Annotated in this window: 9 protein-coding genes, 2 tRNA genes and 1 pseudogene; 7 read left to right on the top strand and 5 right to left on the bottom strand. The window is 26.4% G+C overall.

The annotated features are described in order from the left end of the window. Positions 1-124 precede the first annotated feature (124 nt). The 3 genes from lon to G9C01_RS01920 all read left to right on the top strand — a co-directional run bounded on the left by lon (position 125) and on the right by G9C01_RS01920 (position 3,856). Positions 125-2,527, top strand: a complete 2,403-nt coding sequence (lon, locus tag G9C01_RS01930; RefSeq protein WP_166265733.1) for an endopeptidase La — start codon at positions 125-127, stop codon at positions 2,525-2,527. A 5-nt stretch (positions 2,528-2,532) separates the two neighbouring features. Further along, positions 2,533-3,771, top strand: coding sequence for a diaminopimelate decarboxylase (lysA, locus tag G9C01_RS01925; protein WP_166265730.1), 1,239 nt, complete (start codon positions 2,533-2,535; stop codon positions 3,769-3,771). Then, positions 3,772-3,856: transfer RNA gene (locus tag G9C01_RS01920), tRNA-Ser, on the top strand. Between the two features lie 17 nt (positions 3,857-3,873). On the opposite strand, the gene metG is transcribed toward G9C01_RS01920, so the two are convergent. Then, positions 3,874-5,562: a methionine--tRNA ligase gene (gene metG / locus G9C01_RS01915; protein ID WP_166265727.1), complete on the bottom strand. Its 1,689-nt coding sequence runs from the start codon at positions 5,560-5,562 to the stop codon at positions 3,874-3,876. Positions 5,563-5,579: 17 nt separating this feature from the next. Here metG and G9C01_RS01910 point away from each other — a divergent pair, with 17 nt between their 5' ends. Continuing rightward, positions 5,580-6,479, top strand: coding sequence for a 5'-3' exonuclease (locus G9C01_RS01910; RefSeq protein WP_166265724.1), 900 nt, complete (start codon positions 5,580-5,582; stop codon positions 6,477-6,479). A 14-nt stretch (positions 6,480-6,493) separates the two neighbouring features. On the opposite strand, the pseudogene nadD reads toward G9C01_RS01910, so the two are convergent. Further along, positions 6,494-7,074 (bottom strand): annotated as a pseudogene (gene nadD / locus G9C01_RS01905) (nicotinate (nicotinamide) nucleotide adenylyltransferase). 62 nt (positions 7,075-7,136) lie between these two features. Further along, positions 7,137-8,276 carry a porin gene (locus tag G9C01_RS01900; RefSeq protein ID WP_166265721.1) on the bottom strand — a complete coding sequence of 380 codons (1,140 nt, stop codon included), beginning with the start codon at positions 8,274-8,276 and terminating at the stop codon, positions 7,137-7,139. A 100-nt stretch (positions 8,277-8,376) separates the two neighbouring features. Between G9C01_RS01900 and G9C01_RS01895 the strand changes: the two genes are divergently transcribed. The 3 genes from G9C01_RS01895 to ribB are packed head-to-tail and all read left to right on the top strand — an operon-like array spanning position 8,377 to position 12,070. Continuing rightward, on the top strand, positions 8,377-10,215 hold the full coding sequence (locus G9C01_RS01895) for a DNA translocase FtsK 4TM domain-containing protein (RefSeq protein WP_166265718.1): 1,839 nt from the start codon (positions 8,377-8,379) through the stop codon (positions 10,213-10,215). A 34-nt stretch (positions 10,216-10,249) separates the two neighbouring features. Next, a complete protein-coding gene (locus G9C01_RS01890) occupies positions 10,250-11,416 on the top strand; it encodes an LptF/LptG family permease (protein WP_166265715.1) in 1,167 nt (388 codons plus the stop codon). Positions 11,417-11,437: 21 nt separating this feature from the next. Next, positions 11,438-12,070: a 3,4-dihydroxy-2-butanone-4-phosphate synthase gene (ribB, locus tag G9C01_RS01885; protein ID WP_166265712.1), complete on the top strand. Its 633-nt coding sequence runs from the start codon at positions 11,438-11,440 to the stop codon at positions 12,068-12,070. Between the two features lie 7 nt (positions 12,071-12,077). Here ribB and G9C01_RS01880 read toward each other — a convergent pair. Continuing rightward, positions 12,078-12,151, bottom strand: a tRNA-Asp gene (locus tag G9C01_RS01880). A 10-nt stretch (positions 12,152-12,161) separates the two neighbouring features. Further along, a complete protein-coding gene (gene trxA, locus G9C01_RS01875) occupies positions 12,162-12,485 on the bottom strand; it encodes a thioredoxin (protein ID WP_166266400.1) in 324 nt (107 codons plus the stop codon). Between the last annotated feature and the right edge of the window lie 51 nt (positions 12,486-12,536).

Genomic DNA, 12,536 nt, shown 5'->3' with positions numbered 1-12,536 from the left:
ACTTAATTTAAGTAGATATAGATGGTTTTGTTTTTCATATAGAAAACAGTATATTTAATTAGTGGGATTGATTCATCTAAATATAGAGTTAATCCATCATTTAAGTAAGAAATCTATTTTTTTTATGTTATTAAAAAATATATTTACAGAATCTGGATTTGAGTCTGAAGCTGAATTTATACCCTTAATGAGTCAAGATGAAGAGGATCAGTTACTTAAAGACGATGTTCCTGAACAATTATGTATTTTAACAGTAAGAAATATGGTTTTGTATTCTGGAATTGTTTTTCCAATTATAGCAGGAAAAAGTGGATCCATACAATTGTTACAAGATGCTTATGGATTAGATAAAACAGTTGGAGTATTAACACAAAAAAATTCTGGTATAGAAAATCTTAGTGAAAAAGATTTATATTCCATTGGAACGGTTGCTAAAATACTGAAATTATTGAAAATGCCTGATGGAAATACTACTGTTATTTTGCAGGGAAAAAGAAGATTTAAAGTAAATCGTTTTATTCAAAATGATCCATATTTTAAAGCAGAAATTATAGCGTTAGAAGAAAATAAACCTTCCTGTAAGGATAAGGAATACCTTGCTTTAGTAGAATCTATAAAAGAAATCGCTATAAAAATTATTCAAGATAATCCCAATATTCCATCAGAAGCAAGCATTGCTATTCGCAATATAGAAAGTCCTTCTTTTTTAATAAATTTTGTAGCAGCTAATATGAATTTAGCGACTAGAGACAAACAAAAATTGTTAGAATATGATGATTTGAAAAAAAGAGCTATGGAAACATTACGTTTTCTAAATGTAGAACATCAACAAATTAAATTAAAAAATGATATTCAATCCCGTGTTCGTAGTGATATGGATCAGCAACAGAGAGAATATTTTTTGCATCAACAAATTAAAGCCATACAAGAAGAACTAGGAGATATTTCTTATGAGAAAGAGATAGATGAAATGCGTGCTAAAGCTTCCAGAAAAAAATGGCCAAAAGAAGCGAAAAAACAATTTGATAGGGAATTACTAAAAATGCAAAGAACGAATCCTCAAATGCCAGAATATACGGTACAGAGAAATTATCTGGAATTAATGATTGATCTTCCTTGGGGAAGGTACTCAAAAGATAATTTTGATTTAGAATATGCACAAAAAATATTAGATAGAGATCATTATGGACTAGAAAAAGTAAAAGAACGTATTATCGAATATTTAGCTGTATTAAAATTAAGGGGAGACATGCGTTCTCCTATTTTATGTTTTTATGGTCCCCCTGGAGTAGGAAAAACTTCTTTAGGAAGATCTATAGCTACCGCACTGAAAAGAAAATACGTTCGTATTTCTTTGGGAGGATTGCATGATGAATCAGAAATTAGGGGACATAGAAGGACTTATATAGGAGCGATGCCAGGTAGGTTATTACAATCTATTAGAAAAGTGGGAACTTCAAATCCTGTTTTTGTGATAGATGAAATAGATAAAATGGGGATAGGGACAAATGGAGATCCTTCTTCCGCCATGTTAGAAGTATTAGATCCTGAACAAAATACTTCGTTTTATGATAATTTTTTAGAAATGGGGTATGATTTATCAAAAGTATTGTTTATTGCCACGGCAAATTCTCTTTCCCATATTCAACCAGCTCTAATAGATAGAATGGAGGTCATAGAAATGAACGGATATACTGTAGAAGAAAAAACACAAATTGTAAAAAAACACATATTACCTAAACAATTTAAAGAAAATGGATTAAAAAAATCAGATTTAGTACTTGGAACAAAAGAAATAGAAAAAGTGATTGAAAGTTATACAAGAGAATCTGGATTGAGAACTTTAGAAAAACATATTGCTAAATTAGCACGTTATGTTGCTAAACATATTGCTATGAACAAAAAATATGTAAAACGTTTAAGCATTGAAAAAATAGAAAATATTCTTGGAATTCCAAATGATCCAGATCGTTATGAAGAACATAATGTTCCAGGAGTAGTAACTGGTTTAGCTTGGACTCATTTTGGTGGAGATATTTTATATATTGAATCCAGTTTATCTAAAGGAAAAGGTCATTTAAGTATTACTGGAAATTTAGGAGAGGTGATGAAAGAATCTGCAACAATTGCTTTACAATATATTAAAGCTCATTATAAAGAATTTAACATAGATCCTATAATGTTTGAAGAAAAAAATGTGCATGTTCATGTTCCTGAAGGGGCAGTACCTAAAGATGGTCCATCTGCAGGAATAACAATGTTAACATCTCTAGTCTCAAGCTTTACTAAAAGAAAGTTGAGACCTCATTTAGCTATGACAGGAGAAATCACTTTAAGAGGGAAGGTTCTTCCCGTTGGAGGAATTAAGGAAAAAATTCTAGCAGCTAAACGTGCTAATATTAAAGAAATTATCCTTTCACAGGATAATAAAAAAGATATAGAAGAAATTAAACAAGAACACTTAAAAGGATTAACTTTTGATTATGTTAAAAATATGAATGATGTGATCCATTTAGCTTTATTGTAAATTATATGATACATGGATTAGAAAATAAGAGTGTCCCAGTTCATAGAGAATATTTAATTAAACTTGCAAAAAAATATGGCACTCCACTTTACGTATACGATTCTTGCAAAATAAGGAAACAATATCTCAAGATGAAAAATGCTTTTAGTGGTATAAAAAATTTAATCATTAATTATGCCTGTAAAGCTAATACTAATCTGAATATATTAAAATTTTTACAAAAATTGGGAAGCGGATTAGACACTGTGTCTATTCAGGAAGTTGAACTAGGATTAAAAGCAGGTTTTAATCCTAGAAAAATTATATTCACACCTAATTGTGTTTCTATTCAAGAAATAAAACAAGCAGTAGAATTCGGAGTTAGAATAAATTTAGATAATCTATCCATTTTAGAACAATTTGGAGAATATAATCCTGATTATGCTATAGGAATCAGAATTAATCCGCATATTATGGCAGGAGGAAATTCTAAAATTTCAGTAGGACATATTGATTCTAAATTTGGTATTTCTTACTATCAAATTCCTCATATGAAAAGGATATTAAAGAATACCGGACTTAAAATAGAAGGATTTCATATGCATACAGGATCTGATATTTCAGACATTCAAGCTTTCTTATTAGGGTCTCAAGTATTGTTTCAAATAGCTATAGATTTTCCAAATCTTGATTATATTGATTTTGGAAGTGGGTTTAGAGTTCCATATACAAAAAATGATGTAAAAACGGATCTAACTTCTTTAAGTTCCTCTATTACAGAAAAATTTGAAGATTTCTGTAAAAATTATGGAAGTCAAATTACTTTAATTTTTGAACCAGGAAAATTCATAGTTAGTGAATCTGGATATTTTTTAGTCAGTGTCAATGTTATTAAACACACGATTTCTACTGTATTTGCTGGAGTAGATTCAGGTTTTAATCATTTTCTTCGTCCTATGTTTTATGATGCTTATCACTGTATTGAAAATATTTCTAATCCCAATGGTCGTTTTCGTTTTTATACAGTAGTAGGATATATTTGTGAATCAGATACTTTTGGATTGAATAGAAAAGTTAAAGAAATCCGTGAAGGAGATATTTTATGCATTAAAAATGCGGGAGCCTACTGTTTTTCTATGTCTTCTAATTATAATTCTCGTTATAGACCTTCTGAAGTTATGATTTTTAATGGAAAAGATTTTCTTATCAGAAAAAGAGAAACAATGCAAGATCTTTTGAGAAACATAGTAGACATACACATATAGGGAGAGATGGCAGAGTGGTTAATTGCGGCGGTCTTGAAAACCGTTGAGGGGAATCCCTCCGGGGGTTCGAATCCCTCTCTCTCCGCTATTTTTCGTAAATAACTATTGTTGTATTTTTTCTAGTTTTTTTATTTGTTTTTCAATACTTTCGTTAGTTATTTTTTGAAATAAAAATGAGGTATTGCCTAATACATGTCCGGGACATAATATTTCTTTTATATTTTTTATTTGATTCCAAAAAAAAGTTTTCAATTGAAGTATGTCTAACAATTTTTTTGCTGTATGTGGAAGAAAAGGTTCCGCTAATTGAGCCAATGTCCCAACAATTTGCAACGATACATAAAGTATCGTATTGACACGTTTTTCTTGTTTATTATTCCAAGGTTCTTCTTCTGTTAAATATTTATTTCCTAGTCTAGCTAAATCCATAAAACATGCTAAGGATTCTCTAAATTGATAGGATTCAATTAAATTACCTATATATTCTGGATAATTTTTAATTTTTTTTAAAATGTTTTTATCCTTTATAGATAACATTTCAGGATAAGGAACAACACCTTTATTGTGTTTTTGTGTTAAAGTTAAACTTCTATTCACAAAATTTCCTAATATAGCAACCAATTCAGTATTATTTTTTTTTTGAAAATCTTTCCAATTAAAATTATTATCTTTTTTTTCAGGCATATTAGCTATAAGAATATAACGAAGTGTATCCTGTTGATTTGGAAAATCTTTTAAATATTCATGACCCCATACTGCCCAATTTTTAGAAGTTGATATTTTTTTATTTTCTAAATGAAGAAATTCATTAGCCAATATTTGATCTGGAAGGATATATTCACTATTACATGCTTTAAGTATAACTGGAAAAATAATGCAATGAAAAACAATATTATCTTTTCCTATAAATTGAATTAATTTTGTTTTTTCATCTTTCCAATAAGGTTCCCAATCTATTTTTGTTTTTTTAGCCCATTCTATAGTAGCAGAAATATATCCTATAGGAGCTTCAAACCATACGTACAAAACTTTTTCTTTATTGTTCGGAACAGGAACTCCCCAATTTAGATCTCTTGTTATAGCACGAGGTTTTAATCCTTGATTTAACCAAGATTTTGCTTGTCCATATACATTTACTTTCCAATCTTTTTTATGTTTAATTAAAATCCATTTTTCCAAAAATTTTTGATATTGATCTAAAGGAAAATACCAATGTTTAGTTTTTTTTAAAATAGGAAAACTTCCACTTATAGTTGATTTTGGATATATTAAATCTTCAGGTACTAACGTACTTCCACAATTTTCACATTGATCTCCATAAGCTTCTTTATTTTTACAATGTGGGCATGTTCCAGATATATATCTATCCGCTAAGAATTGTTTAGCTTCTTTATCATAATATTGTTCAGATACTTTTTCAAAAATCTTTTTTTTTTCATGAAGTTTTTTAAAAAAATAAGTAGAAATTTCGTGATGAATTTTTGTAGAAGTTCTAGAATAATGATCAAACTGTATTCCAAAATTATTAAAACAATCTTTAATCATATAATGATACTTATTTACTATTTCTTGAGGCGTTTTTTTTTCTTTTTTAGCTTGTATAGCAATAGGGACTCCATGTTCATCCGAAGCACATATAAAAATAACATCTATTTTTTTACGTCTAAGATAACGGACAAAAATATCTGCGGGTAAATAAACGCCGGCCAAATGTCCTATATGAATTGGTCCATTTGCATATGGTAAAGCAGCAGTCACTGTATATTTTTTATATTTATTTGATTTTTTCATAAAATAAAAATTGGTATATGAATAATAATAAAAAATTATTTTTAATTGACGCATATCCCCTTATTTATCAAAGTTATTATGCATATAAACATAATCCTCTTTTCACTTCTAAAGGACTCAATACTTCGCCTATTATAAATTTTACATATTTGTTGATGAACATATTAAATCATGAAAAACCATCCCATATAGCTATTATTTTTGATGACAATCAAGAAACTTCTTTTAGAAAAAAAGAATATGAAAAATATAAAGCACATAGAAAAAAAACACCGGAAGCTATTTGTATGGCTATTCCTTATATTATCAATATTTTAAAAACTTTTCAAATTTCTTTTTGTTATGCTAACAACGGATATGAAGCCGATGATTTTATTGGAACAATAGCTAGAAAAGCAGAAAATAAAGGATATATTGTTTATATAATCACTTTAGATAAAGATTTTTTTCAACTCATAACAGAAAATGTTAAAGTTTATATTCCACCTTTTAAAGGAAATACAAAAAAAATTTGGGGAATAGAAGAAATACAAAAAAAATTTGGGGTTAATCATCCAAAACAAGTTATAGATTTATGGAGTATGATGGGAGATCCTTCTGATAATATACCAGGATTGCCGGGAATTGGAATCAAAAATGCCATAAAATTTGTTCAAAAATATGGAACTATTGAAAAATTATTGAACTCAACTCATGATCTTAACGGAAAAATTAAAGAAAATATTGAAAAAAATAAAAATTTGGGTCTTTTATCAAAAAAATTAATTACTATTGTTACTAATATTCCTTTTTTTTCTTTTCATGAAGAAAAATTTTATGTAAAAAAACCAAATTTGCATTCCATAAAAAAAATATTCGGAGAACTTGAGTTTATAAGATTGTTAAAAAAAGCCCATGAATATTATTCTAAATTTTAGAACAAAAAAGAACTTTACTTTTTTATATAAAATTTATATTTATTCATATAATTCCAAACTTCTGCATGTAACATCGGTTTTATGTTTTTTCCTTCTTGAATAGATTTTCTAATAAAAGAAGAAGATATTTCAATAATTGGAGCTTTCAAAAAAATTATGTTATCCTTTTTATGCTTAAAAACAGAATGAGAAAAAAATCCAATTCTAGGATAAACTAAAATGTCATATTTGTTTAAAATAATTTTATAATTTTTCCATTTATTCAAAGAATAAAATGAATCTTCTCCCAAAAGAATATAATATTGATTTTTGGGATATTTTTTTTCTATTTTAGAAAGTGTATGAATTGTATAAGAAGGAAAGTATCCATATTCAATATCCAAAACACTCATTTTTACATAATCATCAACAGCTATTTTAACCATTTTGATTCTATGTTTATAATCAACAAGATTCTTTTTTTTTTTAATGGATTTTGTGGAGAAACCACAAACCAAACATAATCTATGTCCAAAAATTCTATTATATGATTAGCAATAATTGTATGTCCTAAATGAATAGGATTAAATGATCCAAAATAAAGTCCGATTTTCATACTGACAATAAAAAAAATATCGAGATGCAACTCGATATTTTTTATAATTATTTAAATCTTATTTAAATCATTTTAACACGATAATTAAATCCTAAAATGATAAAATGATTATTCTTATTTTCTTTTTTCATTGAATATAACTTGTAATTTATTATTTGGTTTTGATATGAAAAATAAAAACTAAGATCATTTTTTTTTATAAAAGGTATAAATTCTACACCTCCATAATAAGTATATGCTTTTTGAAACAATTTATTTTTTTCCAAAATATTATTTATTCCTTTTTTATAAGTCCCTATTTCATATACTCCTTTGATAATTAAATTCCATTCTGGAAAAAAGTTATATTTTAATTTTACTAAATAAGTTCCATATTTTATAGGAAAAGAACAATAGTTTTGATTTGATGATTGTAAAATTTTTGCAATTTTTACATTTTTTTCTATATTCTCATTGCTCAATATATAATCTGCTTCTATGGATATAGGTTTCAAATTTAATTTACTACCTAAAGCTAATAATTTCCAAAATATTTTTTTATCATTTTCTTGAAAAATGGAATAGGACCATCTATTTTGAAAGATTTTATTAAAATTCCAATTCCAATTCAAAGAATATCCCATAGGATGATGTTCTTCTTCAACTACACCCACATTTTTTTCCCTTTTTTTCTCCCCATTAACTATTTGAAATTGAAACTCATGATTTTTTATGGGAAGATAAACAAAACTGAATCCAACAGAATTCTCCTTATTTTTATATACATTCGTATAACGATATGCATGATCATAGAAACTATTAGCATATTCCATACTACCAAAAGAAAAAGGTTGTTTTCCAACTAAAAAATAAAGTTTATCGTTCCACTTATACTTTAAATATGCCACATCAACCATTCCATAATTTTCCGTATTTTCATTTTCTGTTTTTTTAAACTGTTTTACAAAACGATAACTAATTTTATCAGTTGCCTTTCCTACTACTTCCAAGCCTAAATAGTCTTCAGAAAAACGAGAACCTTCAGAAAATTCTTTTTTTACTGTTTTTACTGTAGAATTAAGACTACTAGAAAAATCTAAAAATATATTAAAATGAGGATTTTCTTCTACTGTTTTTTTTTTCTTTATAATTTTTGCAAAACTGTGAAAAGAATAAAAAAATCCTAAAAAAAGAATAAGGAAAATAATTTTTGTTTTTTTCATTTTTTTAATTTTATTATTCAATCATAATATATAAAAAACTTTTTTAAACCAAAACAAATAGTTTAAAAAGATTCAATTTTTATCATAACTATATAAAAAAATGGAAACAAATAAAATAAAAAAAAATGATAAAAAAACTTTTAAAACCATTTTTGGATTTTTTTTATTAGGAAATAGTCTTTTTTTGCTTTTAAGTTTTTTTTCTTTTCTTTTTCATTGGAAAAATGATCAAAGTCAACTCGAAAAACTTTTTGATAAAGAAATCATAGCAGAAAATTTGCTTGGAAAAATGGGAGCTATCGTAGCTCACTATTTTATTCATTGTGGAATAGGAATTAGTGCTTTTTCTATTCCTATATTTTTATTTATCACGGGATTAAAAATTCTTTTCATTAAGAAAAAACTGTTGAATAATTTTTACAAATCCACAATATATAAATTGTTATTTTTTAGTATATGGTTTCCCATCTTTTTTTATGTTATTATTCCTGATGAAGGAATATTCAGTGGAATTTTTGGATTTGAAATAGGAAATTATTTGATTCATTTATTTGGAAAAGTAGGATTATATATGCTTCTTTTTACGAGCATCATTTTTTACTTGATCATTATTTTTCGTATCAGTGCTCCAACCATAAAAAATGAAATGAAAAAAAAAATCCAAAATTTTAAAAAAAAAATAGAAACCAAATTACAATTGTGTAATACAAGAATTCTAAATCAACCAAAAAAAAAGAAAAACATTCTTCATTCTATTCTTTATAAAAAAAAGGAAGATTTGTCATATATAAATTTGAAAATCGATTTAGAATCGAATAAAAAAAAAATAATTCAAATCTTGAATTATTATAATATAGAAATATATGAAATAAAAGCGAACATAGGACCTACTATAACTTTATATGAAATATATCCTAAAGTGGGAATACGTATTTCCAAAATCAAAAACTTAAAAAATGAAATAGCCTTAAATTTATCCGCGATATCCATAAGAATTATAGCTCCTATACCTGGAAAAGGATCTATTGGAATAGAAATCCCAAATTATAAACGTTATCCTGTTGATATGAAAGATATTTTGTTTTCAGAAGAAAGTAACAAAAAAAGTCATCAAATGGAACTTCCCATTTCTTTAGGAAAAACAGTATTTAATGAGATTTTTATTGTAGATTTAGTAAAAATGCCCCATTTACTTATAGCAGGATCAACTGGACAAGGAAAATCCGTAGGATTAAATATTATGATTATTTTTCTATTATATAAAAAAAATTCAAAAGACATCAAGTTCATTTTAATTGACCCAAAAAAAGTAGAATTATCAATATATAAAAAAATTTCAAAATCTTATTTTGCTACACTTCCGAATTCCATAGAACCCATTATTACAGATTTACATGAAGTCAAAAATATATTAAATTCTTTATGTAAAGAAATGGATCAAAGATATGCTATTTTAGAAAAACATAAAGTTAGAAATATTAAAGAATATAATGATGTAAAATACAATAAATATCATTTACCTTATATCATATTAATTATTGATGAGTTTGCCGATCTAAATATTAATGATCAAAAAAAACAAATAGAAACATACATAACCCGGTTAGCACAACTTGCTCGTGCTGTAGGTATTCATTTGATTATAGCAACACAACGGCCATCAGTAGATGTAATTACGGGATTAATAAAAACAAATTTTACTGCAAGAATTGCATTTAGAGTAAGTTCTAAAATAGATTCTAGAACTATATTAGATTGCACTGGTGCTGAACAATTAATAGGAAAAGGAGATATGCTATTTTCTAATAAAAATGAATTGATTCGATTACAATGTCCATTCATGGAATTATCAGATATTAAAAAAGTTATTGATTTTTATGGGGAAAAAAATCAAAAAAATGAATACTTTTTTTTGCCAAAACCGGAAATAAACGAATAAGTATTATAAGTTTATATTCAAATTTATCTTTATCATGAGAATAAAAAAAATTGATGTGTACATGATTCGTTTATTTATGGTTCCTTTTTTAATTATTTATTCTACAATATTTATCATTTTTATGATTCAATTTTTTTGGAGTCAAATAGATGAACTAACAGGAAAAAGCCTTAGTATTTTCATAATATTACAATTTATATTGTATTTTGGGATATCTATTATTCCATTAGTTACTCCCATTGCTCTATTATTGACTTCTATTATAGTATTTGGTGATTTTTCAGAAAATCAAGAGTTGATCGCTATAAAATCTTCCGGTATATCTCTTTTACGTATTATGATTCCTATTTTAGGAATAACCTTTGTTTTATCCATTCTATTATATTTATTTTCAGATTTTGTTATTCCAAAAGCAAAAATGAAAGCTCATAAACTAGGATATCAAATATCATTAACGCATCCATCTATAAAATTAAAGGAAGGAATTTTCGTAAATATTTTTAATAATTTTTTCATAAAAATAGATAAAAAATCAAATAATTATTTATATAATATATTTATTTTCTTTTATGATCAAAATTCACTTGTCAATACGATTTTTTCTCAAAAAGGAGTTTTGATTCCTAATCAAAAAGATGGATCTATTCAATTGAAATTAATAAATGGAGTTTTATACAATGAAAATTTTAATAATGACAAAAAAGAACAATACTCTTCTTATCAAATTGTAGAATTTGATACTTTAATTCAAAATTTTAAAATTCCTTTAGAATCAAAAATAAAAAGCTTAGATGATTATAATTTTTATCAAAACCTAAATACAAAAAATCTTTTTCAAAAAATTAACTTTTTAAAGAATAAAAATTATAAAAAAATCAATGCCTACAAAAATAAAATATACTTAGCTAAACTGCAATTAGAATTGCAAAAAAAATTGACATTTCCAGTCACATGTATTATCATGTTTCTTACTGGAGCACCATTAGGTGCTATTATTAGAAAAGGAGGAATAGGTTATCCAACTATGATAGCACTGATGATATTCATCATTTATTATACTTTACTAACCATTACTCAAAATAAAGTAGAAAAAGCTGAAATATGTCCGTGGATAGGAGCTTGGATACCAAATTTTATTTTTTTTCCAGTCAGTATATGGATGACTTATAAAACTGTAATGGATGATTTTTATATTATATAATTAACTAAAAATAAAATAGACATGGGTTTCGATTTGAATCAAAATTTTCATGGGATTGAAGAGGCTATACAGGATATACGAAATGGAAAAATCATTATAGTAGTTGATGATAAAAATCGTGAAAATGAAGGAGATTTCATAATAGCTGCTGAAAAAATAACTCCTAAAATTATAAATTTTTTCCTTACTCATGGAAGAGGATTACTTTGTGTTTCCTTGACAGAAAAAAAATGTGATCAGTTAGAACTTCAAATGATGGTTAAAAATAATACAGATCCTAGAAGAACGGCATTCACAGTATCCGTAGATTTACGAGGTGATGGCGTTAGCACTGGCATTTCTGTTTCAGATAGAGCTAAAACCATTCTTGCTTTAATTAATGAAGTAAACCCAAAAGCGTTTAACAAACCAGGACACATATTTCCTTTACGCGCAAAAAAAGGAGGAGTTTTGGAAAGACCTGGACATACAGAGGCTGCTATTGATATCACTCAAATGTCAGGATGCCATCCGGGAGGAGTATTAATAGAAATACTGAACAAAAATGGATCTATGGCACGTTTACCACAATTGATTAAAATTGCACAAAAATTTCATATGAAAATTATATCCGTAGAAGATCTCATTAAATATAAAATAAAATATAACAAATAATGAATAGCGGTCTGGACGGGATTTGAACCCGCGACCCCATGCGTGACAGGCATGTATTCTAACCAACTGAACTACCAGACCGAAAATAAAATTATGAAATAATTAAAGTATCTAATTTTTTTCTTATATCTTCTTTAGAAAGAATTCCAATATGGATATCTTTTTTTTCTCCATTTTTAAAAAAAATCATAGTAGGAATACTACGTATACCATATTTAGAAGAAGTTATTGGGTTATTATCTACATTTAACTTAAAAACTGATATTTTCGTATGAAATTCAGAAAATATTTCTTCTAATAGAACAGACAAAGCTCTACATGGAGCACACCATGGGGCCCAAAAATCTACTATAATAGGCTTTTCTGACTCAGAAATTAACTTTTCAAAATTTTCATCGTTTATTTCTTGTAACATACTTTTTCCATTTTTTAAAATAAAAAACATAACAAATTTACCTTTTTTGTT

The organism is Blattabacterium sp. DPU, assembly GCF_011290385.1.
GTDB lineage: Bacteria > Bacteroidota > Bacteroidia > Flavobacteriales > Blattabacteriaceae > Blattabacterium.
Note: the sequence above shows the minus strand (reverse complement) of the source record. Positions and strands in the feature narration are given on the sequence as shown.